Annotated in this window: 12 protein-coding genes and 1 pseudogene; 7 read left to right on the forward strand and 6 right to left on the reverse strand. The window is 68.3% G+C overall.

What is annotated here, in order from left to right:
• Window positions 1–15 precede the first annotated feature (15 nt).
• The 4 genes from G4D85_RS18915 to G4D85_RS18930 all read right to left on the reverse strand — a co-directional run bounded on the left by G4D85_RS18915 (window position 16) and on the right by G4D85_RS18930 (window position 5,845).
• Window positions 16–2,472, reverse strand: a complete 2,457-nt coding sequence (locus G4D85_RS18915; RefSeq protein WP_164013883.1) for a sensor histidine kinase — start codon at window positions 2,470–2,472, stop codon at window positions 16–18.
• Between the two features lie 230 nt (window positions 2,473–2,702).
• Window positions 2,703–4,100 (reverse strand): sensor histidine kinase, encoded by a 1,398-nt coding sequence (locus G4D85_RS18920; RefSeq protein WP_164013885.1) that lies wholly within the window; start codon window positions 4,098–4,100, stop codon window positions 2,703–2,705.
• Window positions 4,097–4,774, reverse strand: a complete 678-nt coding sequence (locus tag G4D85_RS18925) for a response regulator transcription factor (RefSeq protein WP_164013887.1) — start codon at window positions 4,772–4,774, stop codon at window positions 4,097–4,099. The genes G4D85_RS18920 and G4D85_RS18925 overlap by 4 nt, the downstream gene beginning before the upstream one ends.
• A 96-nt stretch (window positions 4,775–4,870) precedes the next feature.
• A complete protein-coding gene (locus tag G4D85_RS18930; protein ID WP_164013889.1) occupies window positions 4,871–5,845 on the reverse strand; it encodes an alpha/beta fold hydrolase in 975 nt (324 codons plus the stop codon).
• Window positions 5,846–5,990: 145 nt separating this feature from the next.
• Between G4D85_RS18930 and G4D85_RS18935 the strand changes: the two genes are divergently transcribed.
• Window positions 5,991–6,773, forward strand: a complete 783-nt coding sequence (locus G4D85_RS18935) for a phytanoyl-CoA dioxygenase family protein (protein ID WP_164013891.1) — start codon at window positions 5,991–5,993, stop codon at window positions 6,771–6,773.
• A 33-nt stretch (window positions 6,774–6,806) separates the two neighbouring features.
• On the opposite strand, the gene G4D85_RS18940 is transcribed toward G4D85_RS18935, so the two are convergent.
• The gene (locus G4D85_RS18940) at window positions 6,807–8,873 is read right to left on the reverse strand and encodes an ATP-binding protein (protein ID WP_164013893.1); all 2,067 of its coding nucleotides are present in this window, start codon (window positions 8,871–8,873) and stop codon (window positions 6,807–6,809) included.
• A gap of 213 nt (window positions 8,874–9,086) precedes the next feature.
• Between G4D85_RS18940 and G4D85_RS18945 the strand changes: the two genes are divergently transcribed.
• Window positions 9,087–9,854, forward strand: a complete 768-nt coding sequence (locus G4D85_RS18945; protein WP_240359395.1) for a WbqC family protein — start codon at window positions 9,087–9,089, stop codon at window positions 9,852–9,854.
• 1 nt (window position 9,855) lies between these two features.
• On the opposite strand, the gene G4D85_RS18950 is transcribed toward G4D85_RS18945, so the two are convergent.
• Entirely contained in the window at window positions 9,856–11,661 is a 1,806-nt protein-coding gene (locus G4D85_RS18950; protein WP_164013897.1) for an ATPase, read from the reverse strand.
• A gap of 173 nt (window positions 11,662–11,834) precedes the next feature.
• On the opposite strand from G4D85_RS18950, the pseudogene G4D85_RS49495 reads away from it, so the two are divergent.
• From G4D85_RS49495 to G4D85_RS18970, 5 genes and pseudogenes are all read left to right on the forward strand, one after another.
• A pseudogene (locus G4D85_RS49495) lies at window positions 11,835–11,963 on the forward strand (DUF6209 family protein); the annotation flags it as partial.
• A 44-nt stretch (window positions 11,964–12,007) separates the two neighbouring features.
• Window positions 12,008–12,610: a DUF6209 family protein gene (locus G4D85_RS18955; RefSeq protein WP_240359367.1), complete on the forward strand. Its 603-nt coding sequence runs from the start codon at window positions 12,008–12,010 to the stop codon at window positions 12,608–12,610.
• 130 nt (window positions 12,611–12,740) lie between these two features.
• Window positions 12,741–14,402 carry an acyl-CoA dehydrogenase family protein gene (locus G4D85_RS18960; protein WP_164013899.1) on the forward strand — a complete coding sequence of 554 codons (1,662 nt, stop codon included), beginning with the start codon at window positions 12,741–12,743 and terminating at the stop codon, window positions 14,400–14,402.
• Window positions 14,403–14,559: 157 nt separating this feature from the next.
• Window positions 14,560–15,381, forward strand: a complete 822-nt coding sequence (locus G4D85_RS18965; protein WP_164013901.1) for a hypothetical protein — start codon at window positions 14,560–14,562, stop codon at window positions 15,379–15,381.
• On the forward strand, window positions 15,378–16,979 hold the full coding sequence (locus G4D85_RS18970; protein WP_164013902.1) for a DUF262 domain-containing protein: 1,602 nt from the start codon (window positions 15,378–15,380) through the stop codon (window positions 16,977–16,979). The genes G4D85_RS18965 and G4D85_RS18970 overlap by 4 nt, the downstream gene beginning before the upstream one ends.
• Window positions 16,980–17,013: the final 34 nt, after the last annotated feature.

The raw sequence follows: 17,013 nt of genomic DNA on the forward strand, positions 1-17,013 counted from the left end.
GACCTCGCCCACGGGTCAGCTCGCCCAGTGGGCCTCGGCCGGCTCGTGCTCCGGAGGCGCCTTGGTGGCCCGCAGCAGCGGAAGCGCGAAGGTGAAGGTGGAGCCCTGCCCCACCTCACTCTCCAACCAGATGCGTCCGCCGTGGGACTCCAGGATGTTGCGGCAGAGATACAGCCCCAGCCCGAGGCCGCCATAGGCGTGCACGGGCGCGTTGCTTGCCCGGAAGTAGCGGTCGAACACATGGCCCCGCTGCTCGGGAGGAATGCCCACGCCCGGGTCGGACACGGACACCTGGACCTCGTCTCCCGCCACGTCGAGATTCACCCGGAGGGTGCCTCCCTCCGGGCTGTACTTGACGGCGTTCTCCAGCAACGTGAGCAGCACCTCCTCCAGGCGGAACCTGTCCCCCAGCACCCAGGCCTCGCTGCCTCCCGTCTCCAGCTTCAGCACGTGCGAGGTGCCATTGCGCGGGAAGCTTGACGCAATAGCGTGCACCAGCGCGTGGAGGGGAACGGGCGCGAGCCGGATGGACAGCCGCCCCGTGTCCACCTGGGCGGCTTCGAGCAGGTGCTCGATGAGGCGCTGGAGGCGCCGCACATGGCCGCGGAGGCCCTCCAACGTCCGCGCCTCGTCCGGGTGGTCCGAGCGCAGCCGGCCCGCGAGCGACTCCAGGCGAATCGCCAGCGGGGTGAGTGGCGTCTTCAGCTCGTGCGCGGCCAGGGTGAGGAACTCGTCGCGCGCGCGGATGGCCGTCCGCGCCTCGCGCAGGAGCCGCGTATGGACCCGCTCCACCCGCTTGCGGTCGGTGACGTCATGGAGGAGCACGCCGGCACCGAACGGCGCCCGTCCCGCGGCGGACCGCACCGGGAAGGCGCTGGCCAGCAAGTGCCGCTCCTCCCCGAACGAGCGTCTCTCCAGCTCCCGCTCCTTCACCGGCTCTCCCAGTTGGAGCGTCCGGCGCAGGAGGGGCGCCAGGTCCGAGCAGAGGTCCTCGGCCAGTCGCTCCGCCGGCCGGGCCTCCCCCAACCCGAGCAGGCGGAGGAAGGCGTCGTTGGCCCGCTGGCACTTCAAGTCGGAGTCGAAGAAGGCGAAGCCGATGAGGGCCGTCTGGAGCACGGTGTCGAGCTGGGCCAGGGATTCCCGCGCGCTCCGCACCGCGTCCTTGAGCTGGTCATGGAGCTGGGCACGTTCGATCATCAGCGAGCAGCGGTGGGCGAGCTCCTCGGCGAGGGCGTGGTCTTCCCGCTCGAAGGTGCGCCCCGCCCGGGTACGGAAGAGCGTGAGCTGCCCCAGGACCCGGCCCTGGCTGTCGAGTGGGAGCGTGAGCTGCGCACCATCCCGTGGAGACGCCGTGGCAGCAGCGGCGGCGGTCATCGTCTGACGTGGCGCGGGAGGACGCATGGGCAGGAGCCAGTCCAGGGCAGCCGGCTCGCCCGCCACGCCCACGGGGATCAGGTCCCGCGGGCCGCCGTGCCGGAGCGACAGCACACAGGCATCCGCCAGCTCGGGGACCATCCTCTTCGCGACCCGCACGAGCGCCTTGTCATCCAGCGACTCGGCGAGAATCACGCTCGCGTCCGCGAGCAGCCGCTGTCCCCGCTCCACCCGGCGCCGCTCCCGCAGCGCCGAGGCCAGCATGAGGGTCAGGATGCCGAGGACGGCGAGGAGGGCCTGGGTGGCCACGAGCGCCTCATGGGGCGTGGCCGCGTTGTGCTGGAAGGGGCCCAGCCCCCGGCCCGCGTTCCAGCCCGCGATGAGGGCCAGCACCCCCGTGGCGGTGGACACCCCGGGCACTCCGAAGCGCAGCGCCGCCCACACGAAGAAGCCAAAGGCGGCATACAGCACGATGAAGACGGTGGGTAGCGGCCCGCGGGTGCCGGGCACGGAGGGGATGCTGAAGACCCATTGGCTGAGCACCGCGAGCAGCAGCATCAGCACCACTGACTCCACGCGACGCCAGAAGCGGAGGCGGGGAATGGGGAAGGCGGTGAGGAAGAACGGCCCCATCAGCACCACGCCGAGCGCGTCTCCCAGCCACCAGCTCGTCCACCACGTCAGGAAGGGAACGTCCGGGGCCAGCCACCGGGCAGCCGCGGCTCCGGCCAGGAGCCCGCTCACCATGGCGGGGAGCAGGGCCCCGAGCCCCACCAGCGCGAGCACCTCCCGAGGGTGGCTGAGCGTCATGGGGCGCCGGAGGACGGCACGCAGCAGCGAGGCGCCCAGGAGGGGCTCAAGGCAGTTGGAGACAGCCCAGGCCACGGCGAGCTGCACGGGGCGCCCGTGGAGGAGGAGTTCGATCAGCGTCTCCGAGATGAAGATGGTCACGAGCCAGACGGGCCAGCTCCGCGTCGGCGTGCGCAGCAGGAGCGCGAGGGTGAAGCCGGCGGGCAGCCAGAACGCCAGGAACCGGGCGGGGTCGGAATAGAAATACCTGTCGCTGAGCGCCGCGAGCACGGCGTAGGCCAGACCCACGAGGACGGCTCCCGAAAGTTGCGCAGCCGCCATCCGGGCGAAGTTTTCGCGGGCCATCGCGCCACCGCCTTCCCCTCCGCACGAGGCCGCTTCTCGCGAGGAGTGCCCGAGCAAAAGTAGGCACCTCCGCGACCGCCCGCGAACGCGGCGCCGCCCGGCGCCTCATGATGATGCGAGGGACTCACCGGCCGCTCGGACGGGAGGCGAACGGCCCTACGTGCTCACGGACCCTACCCCTCCGTGCCAGGAGCGACGGGCAGCTCGATGACCACCTCCGCCCCCTGCCCCGCCGGGACGTCCGCCACGTACGCACGGCCGCCATGCCTCGCCGCCACCTCGCGGACGATGGCCAGGCCCAGCCCCGAGCCGGGCTTGCCGGAGGCGGTGTCCACCAGTCGGTGGAAGGGCGCGAACACCGCTTCGCGCTCGGCGGGGGGAATGCCCGGCCCGTCGTCCGCCACGCTCACCCGGTAGCGATCCGCCTCCCGGGACAGCCGCACGCGAAGCTCCCCACCGTCCGGGGAGAACTTCAGGGCGTTGGACAGCAGGTTGTCCACCGCCTGCCGCAGGCCTCCCGCATCGAAGCGCGCCTCCGCGGGCCCCGGCGCGTCCAGGCGGATGAGCAGGCCCCGCCGCTCCGCCTCCGCGCGTGCCCCCTCCACCGCCTGCGTCAGCACCTCCGACAGGTCCCCCTTCTTGCGGTCCCACGCGCCCCGCCCCACCGCCGCCAGGTCCAGCAGGTTCTCCGCCAGCACCGCCAGCCGATCCACCTCGCGCCGCGCATCCCGCAGGCTGGCCCGCAGCTCCTCCGGCTCCCGCTCGCGCCGCAGCGCCAGGTCCATGGTCGTCCGCATCAGCGACAGCGGCGTGCGCAGCTCGTGCGCCGCGTCCGCGATGAGCCGCTCCTGGGCCTCTCTCGCCCCCCGCAGCCGCTGCGTCGCCTCCGCCAGCACCGCCCGCAGCTCGCCAATCTCGTCGCTTCCCTGGTCCTCGGCCGGCGCGTGCGAGAAGTTCCCCTCGCGCAGCTGGCCCAGGTGCCCGGTCATCGCATCCAGCCTCCGGGCCAGCCGCCGCGCCTGCAGCGTCTGCACCACCAGCAACAGCAGCCCCGTCACCGCCGCCAGCGAGAAGGCCATGCGGTAGTACGTGCCCACCGAGCCGTCCACCTGCCCCAGCGACGCTGACAGCCGCAGCGCGTACCGCTCTCCATGCGGCGAGCGCACGTTCACCAGCACCTCGCGCCACCGGCCGCCGCTCCGGTCCGTCCGGGTGGAGAGCACCGGCTCCGCGCCGGGCTCGCCGGGCACGACGCGCGCCTGCGGGCGCGCCCCCTCCGGGAGCGGCGGGTAGCGCATCACCAGCTCCCCGTCCGGACCGTAGAGGTAACCCCGAGGCGCGAAGGGGCGCACCTGCTCCTCCAGCGGGGACACCGCCATGTGCAGGTGCACCTTCTGGCCGGGCCCGTCGAAGAGGCTGACGCTCTCCACCGCGGCCTGTGCCAGCAGCGCCCTGTCCAATGAGCGCTCCAGGTCATAGCGGAACAGCCGCCCCGCGATGACCAGCGCGGCGAGCGTGGTCAGCGTCGGCACCAGCGCCCCCAACAGCCAGAGCCTCCGGGTCAGCGTCACGGAGCCGCCACCACCAGCTTGTAGCCCACGCCCCGCACGGAGCGGATGGTGACGTCCGTCGCCTCCAGCCGCTCCAGCTTCGTGCGCAGGTAGCCCACGTAGACCTCCAGCACGTTGCCGCTGCCGTCGAAGTCCGGTCCCCACGCCTGCGTCAGCAGCCGCGCCCGCACCTGCGGCTCTCCCGGGTGCTTCGCCAGCGCGGAGAAAAGCGCGAACTCGCGCGCCGTCAGCGGCTCCTCGCGCTCACCCCGGCGCAGCACCCGGCGGCGGGGATCCAGGACCAGGCCCCCGAGCCGCAGCGGCCCGTCCTCCGCCTCGCCCCGGCGGCAGAGCGCCTCCAAGCGCGCCAGCAGCTCGTCGAAGTCGAAGGGCTTCACCAGGTAGTCGTCCGCACCCGAGCGCAGCCCCGCCACCTTCTCCGGCGTCGTGCCTCGCGCGGTGAGCATCAACACCGGCGTGCGCACCCCGGCGCTCCGCCAGTGCTTCAGCAGCGTGAGGCCGTCCACGCCCGGTAGCGCCCAGTCGAGGATGATGACCTCGTAGCCATCCTGCGCGCCGCGCTCCAGCGCCGCGCGGCCCTCCGAGCACACATCCACGGAGTGGCCCTCCTCCGTCAACCCGCGCTGGAGGAGCGCCACCATCTTTTCCTCGTCCTCGACGAGCAGGATCTTCACGCACGGCCCCCCTTCGGAGGCCGCTGCCAGCCTCACATCCGTGAATACTTTTTCACGGTTGTGCCGGGCGGAGCCAGAGTCATCGCGCGCCCGGCCTCAGCCCGGGAGCGGCTCCACGGGCACGGACATCGAGCCCGGCCCCGGCGCCTCCATGCCGTGCTGCACGAGGAAGCCACGCACGGCGTCGGCGATCTCCGTGCCCGCCTCCAGCAGCCCCGCATGGCCGGCGTCATCCACCCGCATCCAGTGGGCGTGCGGCATGGAGTCGCGCATGCGCTCCATCTCGCTCAGCGGCACCAGGGTGTCGTCTCGCGCGGCGATGATGAGCGTGGGCACCCGCACGCGCGACACCACGTCCCAGGCGTGCCCCTCCGCCAGCCCACGCAGCGTGTACCAGTACGCCTCCGGGCTCATCCGCCGCAGGGCCTGCATGAACTCGTCGATGTCCGCCCTCGGCGCACGGGGCCGCAGCGCCCCCACCGCCCGGCCCAGCGGGTAGGCGAAGCGACTGGCCATCACCGCGTGCACCACCGGCGCGGCCAGCGGCAGGGCGGGCGTGGTGGCCCGGAACAACCCCCGCGTGGCGGACAGCGCCACCCGCGCGCGCAGCCGGTTGCTCCCCGAGCCCGGCGCCCCCGGCGTGCCGGCGATGAGCGTCATCGCGGGCACCAGGTCCGGCCGTCGCCGGTACAGGTCCAGCAGGACGCGCACGCCCATGGAGAAGGCCACGTGCAGCGGCGGCCGCCCATTGCCCCGCGCCATCACCGCCTCGGTGACGCGCTCCAGGTCGTCCACGTGCACGGGCACGCGGTAGTCCCCGTTCCGCGAGTTCTCACTGCCGCCGTGCCCCCGGTAGTCCCAGTGCACCACCCGGTGGTCCTGCTCCAGGTTGGCGACGATGTACCGCCAGAAGTTCTCCGAGGTGCCGATGCCGTTGGTCAGCAGCACCGCGGGCCGGCCCTCGAGCTCCGCGTCCGCGGAGGTCTCCATCAGGTTTCCGAAGTGGGTATGCCAGGCCACCCGGGTGCCATCCGGGGCGGAGACGTAGCGCGTGGAGCGGCGGTAGGGCATGCCACTTCCAACCATGGGTCGCCCCCGTGGAGGGCGCAAGGTCTCCCTGCCACCAGCCAGGCTTCCCCCCAGGCCGCCCGCCCCCGCCCGGCCCCCCACCGTGACGCTCCCCGCCCATGGCTCAGCCGGGTTAAGAGTGGGGCACATGCTCTGCGTCGATGCGGAACAGTTCGATATCGGTCCCGCCCTCGCGCACTACGCCGAGCACGGCTATGCGCGCCTGGGCCGGGTGCTTGGCGACGAGGGGCTGGAGGCCCTGCGTGAGCGGGCGGACGACCTCATGCTCGGCCGCGTGGTCCATGAAGGCCTGTTCTTCCAGCCGGACGCCGCCACGGGCCGCTACGAGGATGCGCCCCTGGGGCTGGGCTGGCAGGGCCCTTCGCTGGACTACCGCAAGCTGGAGAAGCTGGAGAAGGACCCGCGCTTCCTCGCGTGGCTGGAGAACCCCCTCTTCGAGCGCATCGCCCGCGCCCGCATCTCCGGGGACGTCGTCCTCTACCGCGCCATCCTCTTCCACAAGGGCCAGGCCGGGGGCAGCAACCTGCCCTGGCACCAGGACGGCGGCCGGCTGTGGGGCCTCACCCGCGAGCCCGACCTGCAGCTCTGGACCGCGCTGGACGACGCCCCCGAGGACGGCGGCTGCCTGGAGGTGGTGCCCGGCAGCCACCGCGGCGGGCTGGTGACGGCGCTGGGCGGCGTCATCCCCGCGGACGCCGTGGCCGCCGCCGACGCCGAGCGCCACGTGCTGCCCCTGCCCGTCCGCGCCGGTGAGTCCATCCTCATCCACAACCACCTGTGGCACCGCTCCGGACGCGGCCGTCCCGGGCTGCGCCGCCGCGCCTTCTCCGCCTGCTACATGGGCGCGGACATCCGCTGCCTGAGGAAGAAGAAGGCGCCCCGCGTCTTCCACCCCGTGTTCCGGCGGTAGACGCGACGCCCAGGCTCGGGAGGCTCGGGAGGCTCAGGACAGCAGGTGCAGGTGCGGGGGCTGCGCCAGCGGCGTCTCCCGCGCGCGCTGCGCCTGTGCCACCGGGAGGACGACTCGGAAGGTGCTGCCCCGGCCCTCCTCGCTCTCCACGGAGATTTCGCCGCCGAAGCCGGTGACGATGCCGTGGCAGATGGAGAGCCCCAGCCCCGTCCCCTCGCCCACCGGCTTGGTGGTGAAGAACGGGTCGAAGATGCGCGCGCGCACCTCGGGGGGCATGCCGACGCCGGTGTCCGTCACCTCGACGATGACCCGGTCCCCCGCGTGGCGCAGCACGAGGCGCACCTCGTGCTGATCCGGCTTGCCCTGCGGAATGGCCTGCGCGGCGTTGATGAGCAGGTTGAGGAACACCTGCCCGAAGCGGCCCTCGTTGCCCTCCACCAGCGGCACGTCGCGGTACTCGCGGACGATTTGGGCCCGCATCTTCAGCTCGCCGCGCGCCATGGTGATGGCCGACTCCAGCACCGACTGCACGTTGACGGAGGTGGCCGCCTCGTCGTCTCCGCGCGAGAAGGTGCGCAAGTCACGGACGATCTGCCGCACACGGTGCGCCCCGTCGGACGCCTCGCGCAGCACCTCCTCCATCTCCGCGGTGCGCCCCGGCGGCAGCTCGCGCGACACGCCCTGAAGCTCCCCGGAGAGGAAGGACAGGTTGGACAGCACGAAGGCCAGCGGGTTGTTGATTTCATGCGCCACGCCAGCCGCCAGCGTGCCCACCGCCGCCAGCCGGTCCGACACCACCAGCTGCGCCTGCATGGCCTTGCGGTCGGTGATGTCCAGCGACACGCCGCCCAGCAGCCGCCGCCCCGAGCGCTCCTTCACGATGAAGCGGTAGGTGAGCCAGTAGCGCTCGCTGCCGTCCGGCGCCGGAATCATCCCCTCGCTGACGTGGGGCTTGCCGGAGGCGAACACCGCCTGGTCCTCGCGGCGCACGTGCTGGGCGGACGTGAGCGGCATCAGCTGCGTGTCGTCGATGAGCGCCAGGTCCATGCCCTCGGGCAGCCGGAAGAAGCGGCGGTAGGACTCGTTCACCCAGACGCGCCGGCCCTCCTCGTCCTTGATGAAGGCCACCACCGGGCTGTTGTTCATGAAGGAAGCGAACAGCTCCTGCGACTCCTGCAGCGCGGCGAGCGCGGCGGTGCGCTGGGCCATCAGCTCCTGGCGCGCCTGCGCCTCCGCGGCGTTGCCCATCGCCGCCCCGAGCAGGCCCGCCATCAGCTCCAGCGTGCGCACGTCCCGGTCGTCGAACGCATGCGGACGGCCGGAGATGACGTTGAGCGCCCCCACCGGCCGCGCCTCGCGCCACAGCGGGACGCAGATCATCGACCGCGAGCCCACCTGCCGCGTGGCCTTCACGTTGACGCGCACGTCCGTCTCGGTGTCGTCGGTGCGCATCACCTCGCCGCGCAGCAGGCTGGAGCCGGTGAGGCTGCCCTCCACCTTGAGACGGAAGCCGGTGTGCTGCGCCACGCTGCCGGTGGCCACCCGGTACTCCACCTCCTCGCCGTCGATCAGCGCCACCGCCGCGCCGTCCGCGCCGCACAGCACCCGCGCACGCTCGCACAGCAGCCCCATGATTTCGTCCAGGTCCAGCCCCGCCAGCGCCACGTCCGCCTGCGTCTGGATGATGGCCGCCAGCCGCTCCATCTCCCCCCGCGCCGCCTCCTCGGACGTCCGCCGCTGCCGCCGCGCCGCGCCGCGTCGCTCCAGCAGCAGCCGCCGCGCGTGCAGCTCGACCGGCGTGAAGGGCGCCACCAGGTACTCGTCCACGCCCGCCGCCAGCAGTGGCTCCAGCGCCGCGTCCGTGGCCGCCAGCCCCAGCACGAAGGGCTCGTCCGGCCGCGCCCGCATCCGCAGCGAGTCCAGCCACCGCGCGTCCGCCGCCAGCTCCTCCGACTCCACCACCAGCACGTCCACCGGCCCGTGCATCAGCACCGCGCCGGCCTCCAGCACCGTCTGGGCCAACGTCACGTCCTGCCCCTGACGGCGCAGCTCCTCTGCCACGGGGTGCCGCGGAGCCGCGCTGACGCAGAGGAACTTCATCCCATCCTTCCTGCCCCGAGGGGGAGCCGTACGTCTGAAATCTTACAATCCCGCAGTAGCTGAATCCACCGTCCGTGCCCCGCTCCAAGCTGGGTCTGACTTGCCCCATGGCACTGCGAGCAAGCTGCAAACGGGTGACTCCATTGAAAGAGAGGTGTCACGAGAGGTGCCACTGGCGCATATCCTTGGATCGTGCCGGGTATCCCTGGAATCCTGGTGGCCGAGCAGCCGCACTACCTGCCGTGGGTGGACTTCTACGAGCAGGTGGCGCGCTCGGGCACCCTCTTGGTGCTGGACAACGTGCAGTGGCTGCGGCGCGGCTGGCAGCGGCGCACCCGGGTGGCGCTGCCGGCCAACGTGCCCCTGCCGCCCCCCACCGAGCCCGGCTTCCAGTGGCTGTCCATCCCCCTGGAGGACCCCCACCGGGACTCCATCATTGGAGATCTGGCGGTGGACACGCGCCAGCCCTGGGCCCGCAAGCACCTGCAGACGCTGGTGACGCTGTACGGGCGGCGGCCACACTTCAACACCCAGGTGCTGCCGCGCGTGGAGCCCTTCTATGACGCGGCGGGGCGCGAGGGCGGGCCGGGCTCGCTGCTGCGGGTGCTGCTGGCGAGCATGGCGCTCTTCTACGAGCCGCTGGGGCTGCGGCCGAACCTCGTGCTGGCCTCCACGCTGGAGAAGCAGGGCGAGGACAAGACGGGACGGCTGGTGGCGTACTGCCAGCAGCTCGGCGCGCACACGTACTACTCGGGCATGGGCTCGTCGCTGTACCTGAAGCTCAACCTCTTCCGGGACGCGGACGTGCGCGTGCTGTGGCAGCGCTTCCGCCACCCGCCCTACTCCCAGGGCCGCGAGGGGCGCTTCGTCCACGGCATGTCGCTGGTGGACGTGCTGTCCAACGTCCCCGTGGACGAGGTGCGCCGGTGGCTGGAGCCCTCGCCCTGGGGGCCCTTCGCGCAGGCCCCGGGCGGCGGCTGACTCAGGGCGTCTTGCCGGCCGGCTTGTCCTTGTCGAAGCGGACGAAGTAGCCCCGCACGGCTCCGTCCAGCAGCTCCGGGGCCAGGCGTGGCTCCGTGCCCTGGTAGTGCGCCATGTCGATGACCTGGTCGAGCAGGTCTCGCGGCTGGCAGGCCGCGAAGGGACGCCCCAGCGGCCGGTAGTGCGTGTCGATGAGGTAGTCCACCGCGGCCGCGTCGTAGGCCACGCCGCGCTTGCGGCACATGATCTGGAAGATCTCGTGGAACTGCTCTTCGTCCGGGCGCTGCACCTCCAGCTTGTAGCGGACGCGGCGCAGGAAGGCGTCGTCCACGAGGTCGTTGGGGTCCAGGTTGGTGGAGAAGGCGGCGAACACGTCGAAGGGCACCTGCACCTTCTTGCCGGTGTGCAGGGTGAGCATGTCGATGTCGCTCTCCAGCGGGACGATCCACCGGTTGAGCAGGTCCTTGGGGGACACCTTCTGCCGGCCGAAGTCGTCGATGAGGAGCATCCCGTTGCTCGCCTTCATCTGGAACGGGGCCTCGTAGTACTTCACCTCCGGCGAGTAGACGAGGTCGAGCATCTCCAGCGTCAGCTCTCCGCCCACCACCACGAGCGGGCGCTTGCAGCGCACCCAGCGCCGGTCGTACGCGGGCGCGCCCTCCTCCTCCACGGGCTTGTGGAGGTTGGCGTCGAAGATCTTCACCACGAAGTCGTCGATGAGCAGCGCGTAGGGGATGAAGACGTCCCCCTCGAAGCAGTTGACCATCCCCTGGCAGATGGCCGTCTTGCCGTTGCCGGGCGGGCCGTAGAAGAAGATGGCGCGGCCGGAGTTCATCGCCGGGCCGATGCCGTCGAAGATGTAGTCGCGGATGACGAGGTCGCCGAACTTGTCCTCCATCCGCGAGCGGGTGATGCGGTTGCCGCGGACGGTCTGCTTCTTCACCGCCGCCGCCCACTCCTGGAAGGGGATGGGGGCCGGGCCGTTGTAGCGGTTGCGGTCGTTGATCTGCCGCAGCACGTCCGTCACGAACGTGGTGAGCTGGTAGATCATCGTGGACCTGCCCACGCCCGAGCCGCCACCGCCGCGGATGTCGACGTACTTCTGACGGCGCAGCCCCTCGATGGTGTCGTCGACGATGGAGGTCGGGAGCTGGAGTCGGGCGGCCAGGTCCATGCCCCGCATCTCACCGGCGGAGAAGAGGGCCTTGAGGACCAGCTCCTCGATGAACGTCGCGGTAAGGCCCGTCTCCTCGAGGTTGCGCGGCTGCGCGGGCCAGAAGCGGTCCGTGGAGGCGGGGGGGCTGGAGCCGTCCGCGCTCCGACGCTGCGGGCCGGCTCCGCTTCCGCGACGGTCAGGGCCCGGAGGGGGCGCGTTGGCGGTGCGGCGCTCGGGGCCCGTGTACGGGGCCGGGGCCTGAGCCTGGGCCGCGGGTGGCGGAGCTCGGCGCTCAGGCGGCGCGGCGGCGGCGGGCGCGAGTGGGGCGCGGCGCTCGGGCGGAGCGGAGGGTGGGGGCGCGAGTGGGGCGCGGCGCTCGGGGATGGCGGCGTCCGGGGAGACGACGACGGAGCGGCGCTCGGTGGAGACGTCGGCGCTCTCCTGCAGAGGGGGGCGCTGGGGGACGGCGGGCCGACTCGGGAGCGCGGGGGATGCGCCCGTGAGGCCCGTGCGCGGGCGCGGCGGGCCGGAGAGCACCGGGCTGGGGGACAGGGCGGGGACAGCGGGCGTTTCCACCGGGGTGACGGTGCGGTTGGAATCGTCGGCTGGCTCGCCTGCGGCCGGGGGGGACGGCCTCCTGAACAGGGACATTGGCGCTCGCTCGAAGTTGTGCTGCCGCGAGCCTACCGCATTGCTGAGGATTCAACGAAACACGACGGTGACGGGTTGAGACGGGTTTCCTCTGGCTGCGGGTTTTCCGCGTCAGGGGGCTGTGGCAAAGATGCGCGCGTCGAGGCACTCCCCCCACACCCGGAGCCCCATCCGTGAAGCGACTCCTGTCCCTCCTCACCCTCCCCCTGCTGCTGGCCGGCACCGCCGCCGCAGCGCAGACCGCTCCCGTCATCACTTTCAACGCCAACTGGAGCCTCGCCGAGTCCGCCCCGCTGGTCGCCGGCGGACAGGTGCAGATTGCCTACGACGCCGCCCGCCTGCCGCAGTGCCGCGTCACGCTGCCGGATGGCACCCGGGCTGGAGCCTCACCGGCCACTACCGCCTCAACGGCGGCGCCGAGGCCAGCTTCGATGTCGCGGGCGCTCCGTCCACGGGAGCCCCGGCCGTCATCGACCTGCCCGTGGCGGGCCCGCTGGAGGTGTGGTTCCGCGTGGCCAGCCCCGGCTGTGAGAACTACGACTCGAACTACGGGACGAACTTCGATTTCACCGTCCACGCGACCGGGACGGCGGTACCGCCCACGATTGTGTTCCAGGAGGGCTGGGTGGAGTACGTCGTCGGCACGCCGAGGGCGGGGCAGCCGCTGGTCGTGGACTTCGACCTCGACCGGCTCCCCGAGTGCCGGCTCCTCTACAACGGCGCGCCCACGTGGGAAGTGGCGATGCACTACCGCTTCGACAACGGCCCGGTGACGGACGTGAGCGTCACGGCGGTCTCCGGGTACTCGCGCCGGGGAGTGCCGGTGACGATCAACCCGCCCGTGGGTGCGCGGTCCGTGACGATGTGGTTCGAGAACTGGGACCGGGGCTACTGCCGCCGCTGGGACTCCAACCTCAACGCGAACTACGGGTTCTCGCTGCAGCCGTAGCGGCTGGAGTCGGTGGTGTTTCTGGATGCCCCGTGGGCCCCTGGCCCTCGGGGCATCTGTGTTTGGTGGGTCCGGAGTGGCCCACGCGGCTTGGGTGCCCATCCGGAAGAGCGGGTGTTAATTTCGGCGCATGGGCTTCTTCCAGGAACCGCCGAGGCTTGGGAACCAGTACGACGACGACGCGCTCTTGCAGAGCTACCTGGCGCGCACCCTGCCCGAGGACCTCCGGCGCTCGATTCACGGGGAGCTGCGGGAGCTGGGGGACCTGGGCGGGGGGTATTTCTATGAGTTCCAGCTGCGGGACAGGCTGAACGAGCCGGAGCTGACGCAGTGGGATGCGTGGGGGCACCGCATCGACCACATCGAGGTGTCGCCGCTGTGGAAGGAGGCGGAGGTTCTCGCCGCGAAGCACGGGCTGGTGGCGACGGCGTACGAGCAGAAGAGCGCTGAGCTCAGCCGGGTGCACCAGTTCGTCCTGAACTACCTCGTGCAGCCGTCGCTCGATGTGTACTCGTGTCCGCTGGCGATGACGGACGGGGCCGCGCGGTCGCTGCTGATGCTGGGGAATCAGGGGTTGATTGACCGCGCCCTGCCCCGGCTGACCTCGCGGGATCCGGCGACCTTCTGGACGTCGGGACAGTGGATGACCGAGCGGACCGGCGGCTCGGACGTGGGGCTGACGCAGACGGCGGCTCGGCAGTCTCCCGAGGGGTGGAGGTTGTCGGGGACGAAGTGGTTCACGTCCGCGACGACGGCGCAGATGGCGCTGACCCTGGCGCGCCCCGAGGGGAATGGACCCGGGGGCAAGGGGCTGGCGATCTTCTACGTGGAGACCCGGGATGCCGCGGGGAAGCTGAATGGGATTCAGATCAACCGGCTGAAGGACAAGTTCGGGACGCGGAAGGTGCCCACGGCGGAGCTGACGCTGGATGGGACTCTGGCGACTCCGGTGGCCGGGTTGACGGACGGCATCAAGAACATGGCGTGGATGCTGAATGTGACGCGCACGTGGAATGCCATGGGCGCGGTGTGGGGCATGCGCCGGGGCTTGGCGCTGGCCCGGGACTATGCACAGCGGCGGGTGCAGTTCGGGGCGAAGCTGGCGGAGAAGCCGCTCCACGTGGACACCCTGGCCGGGCTGGAGGCGGAGTTCCAGGCGGGGTTCATGCTGGCGTTGCGCGCGGTGGAATTGCTGGGGCGGATGGAGGCGAAGGTGGCCACGGAGCGGGAGCTGCTGCTTCAGCGGCTGGTGACTCCGCTGGCGAAGCTGACCACGGGGCGCCAGGCGGTGCAGGTGACTTCGGAGGTGTCGGAGGCGTTCGGTGGGGCCGGGTATGTGGAGGACACCGGGGTGCCGCGGTTGCAGGCGGACTCTCAGGTGCTGTCCATCTGGGAGGGGACTACGAATGTGCTGTCCCTGGATGCACTGCGGGCCTTGGCGAAGGAGGGAACGCTGGAGGCGTTCTTCCATGAGGTGGAGGGGCGACTGGCCGGAGTGAGGGATTCGGGTCTGCGGCCCTGTGTGGAGGCGGCAGGCAGTGCGCTGGAGCACGCGCGGGCGTGGGTGACTGGGGCGATGGGGAATCCGGCGACGATGGAGGCTGGGGCTCGGCGGTTCTCACTGACGCTGGGACGGACGCTGGAACTGGCGCTGCTGAGCGATCATGCGCAGTGGTGTCTGGATAACGGGCACGGGCCACGAAGCAAGGCGGCGGCGCGGCGGTTCGCGCAGCATGGCGTGGACCTCATCCGGGATGAACTGGACTTTGAGGACGCGCGTCTGTTGGAATGATCTCCAGCCGGCCACAACAAGCACCAACCACATAGAAGGCACACCAAGTCCGCAAAATCCACGAAGCACAACATCAAAGCAGCAAAAAAAACGAACCTTTCTAGCCAATTCCAACAGATACGGCCCTCCACACGCCCTCGACGCCTAAGGATAAAAAATGAAAAAAGTCGTGGAGCTACCAAAATACAGTGCATACCCGCAGTGGGCAAAGACAGAGCTGAGACAGGCTCTCGACGAAAAGACAAAGAAAATCTATCAAACCAACGCAACAGCAGCACTGTCAACGGCCCAGGCGCATCCGTTCTTCAGCGATCTTGACGACTTCTTTATCGACTTAGAGTCGTCATACAAGGACAGGACCGGGACAAGACTATTTACAAACTCAGCGCTTCAATTGACCCCTAAGACCTACGACTCAGTTGTCAACAAGTCCTATCGTACAAACATCATCAAAAACAAGAATTTCCCAAGCAAGCCCCAAGAAGGATGGATCACGCCGGACAACTGGATGCAGCGCCTCAATGACACTGTCCGAGGCGAGCTTGTTTGCGCATATCTTGATGGCCCTGAGTATGTGGCCCAGGCATTGTCTGCCCGCGCAGACAAGCTTAGTCTCGCCTCGGACTTCTACTCTAGACAACAAGACAGCGGGTACTATGCGTACCACTTCTACGTGGACATTGAGGTAGAACTCGTAAGGCCAACTTGGAGAACCTTCCGCGCCCCAGTCAGGGTCGAAGTCCAGCTAACCACACAGCTTCAGGAAGTACTACGCGCCCTGACGCACGTCTTCTATGAAGAGCTTCGACTCCAAGAGCAGCGAGAAGGAGACGAGTGGAAGTGGAATTATTCCACAGGACGATTCAAAGCGAGCTACCTTGGGCATACTCTACATCTGCTTGAAGGTACGATCATGGAACTGCGACACACGAGCCAGTCCAGCAAGGCATCCAAGAAGAAGAAGGGAGCAGCAAAATGACCAGAGCCCACCTCCCCCCTCCCATTCCCGAAGTGCAGCATTTACCGACCGTACTTCGTCGTGTTCAGTCAGGCGAAATTCGTGTTCCGGCATTTCAGCGCGGCTACGTCTGGTCTGAGAAGCAAATTCTTGAACTCCTGGAAAGCGTATACAAAGGCTATCCAATCGGAAGCCTTCTTTTCTGGAACACCGAGAGCGGTACGCTAATCACAGAAACCGACCAAAACTTCCCATCTCCAGGCGCAGACAACAAGCAGCCCACATCATTCATCCTCGATGGCCAGCAACGCCTGACAACCCTATTCAACTGTTTCTACCCAAGAGACATCAAAGATAAAGAGAAATTCAATGTCTCCTTCGACCTAAGAAAACAAGCTTTTTACCAAACGAGAACAAGAGACTCGATGGAGGGAGGAATCAACTTGGGCGTTCTTTTTGCTCCTAGGGAATTCCTGAATGCTCAGCGAGAACTCGCCAAACTGCCGGATGGCGAGGCGTTACTCGACCAAGCGATCACGCTCCATGCCGTTTTCCAAGAGTACATGATACCAACCGTCACAATCAAAGGTCGAAATACAAAGGAGGTTGTTGAGATCTTCGAGCGAATCAACAACACAGGAACAAGGCTAAGCGCAGTCGATTTCATGAGAGCGGTTACGTGGTCGGAGCGCTTTGACCTCACGAAAGAGACCTCGCGCCTCAAGCTCTCACTAGAAGATGACGGCTTCAACATACCGCCAGAAACCTTTGTAAAGGTACTTGCTGTCAGCTTCGGCAAGGCCCCCACCTTGGACGAAATGCTAGAACTCAGGGGCAAGAGTGCCGTCAAACTGCGGGGAGCCATGAAGCTCACCGAAAACGCTCTTCGCAAATCAATTGAATTCCTAAAATCTGACTTCAGAATCTACTCATACGACTACGTCCCATATGAGGCTCAACTCATAGTCGTTGCAAAACTCTTTCTTCTTAGCCCAAAGAAACAAACAGCGGCATCAAAAACAATCATCCGCAACTGGCTATGGGCGACCAACCTGACAGAGGGACTTCAAGGAAAGCCTGACAGCTACATAGCCAACCTTGTCGACTCCGTCGAGCACCTGGAAGACAGTCGCTCCCCACTGCACGAAATTCGCATTGACTTGGAGCCCGAAGACTTGGTGTATCGGCGATTTATTGTCCGCCGAGCGCTCTCCAGTGCATTGGCAACACTGTTCTCGATGAGAGAAGCCAAGAGCCTCGTGACAGGAGACGCAATAGATCCACAGGAATTCATGTCTGAATTCAATCAATCATCATACTATCCGATTGTTGAAATGAATGAACTGAGCGTCTCGGAGATTGAGTCCGATACCGCCCGGCTCCTTCCAAACATGATTCTCGGAGTCCCCTCAGACAGGAAAGAGTTCAGGAAGACGTCCGTCTTGGAAACAATCCTTACCGCCCCTAAGCGATTTGGAAAATCTGCGAACAGTATCCTTGACTCACAGCTGATCACTGACGAATGCCTCCGTCATTTGAAAGAGGGGGACTGGAACGCCTTCTTATACTCTCGCGCTCAGTATATCATCGAACAATCGATTGAGCTGCTGACAACGTAATACCCTGGAGATGAACAGCCCACCGCGCACTCAG

This window comes from Pyxidicoccus trucidator (assembly GCF_010894435.1).
Classification (GTDB): Bacteria; Myxococcota; Myxococcia; order Myxococcales; family Myxococcaceae; genus Myxococcus; species Myxococcus trucidator.

What these genes read in the sequence shown, in the direction of transcription:
- G4D85_RS18965 (WP_164013901.1), top strand. Translation starts at nt 14,560, where the DNA reads ATGAAAAAAGTCGTGGAGCTACCAAAATACAGTGCATACCCGCAGTGG.
- G4D85_RS18940 (WP_164013893.1), bottom strand. Translation starts at nt 8,873, where the DNA reads ATGAAGTTCCTCTGCGTCAGCGCGGCTCCGCGGCACCCCGTGGCAGAG.
- G4D85_RS18935 (WP_164013891.1), top strand. Translation starts at nt 5,991, where the DNA reads ATGCTCTGCGTCGATGCGGAACAGTTCGATATCGGTCCCGCCCTCGCG.
- G4D85_RS18970 (WP_164013902.1), top strand. Translation starts at nt 15,378, where the DNA reads ATGACCAGAGCCCACCTCCCCCCTCCCATTCCCGAAGTGCAGCATTTA.
- G4D85_RS18960 (WP_164013899.1), top strand. Translation starts at nt 12,741, where the DNA reads ATGGGCTTCTTCCAGGAACCGCCGAGGCTTGGGAACCAGTACGACGAC.
- G4D85_RS18950 (WP_164013897.1), bottom strand. Translation starts at nt 11,661, where the DNA reads ATGTCCCTGTTCAGGAGGCCGTCCCCCCCGGCCGCAGGCGAGCCAGCC.
- G4D85_RS18930 (WP_164013889.1), bottom strand. Translation starts at nt 5,845, where the DNA reads ATGCCCTACCGCCGCTCCACGCGCTACGTCTCCGCCCCGGATGGCACC.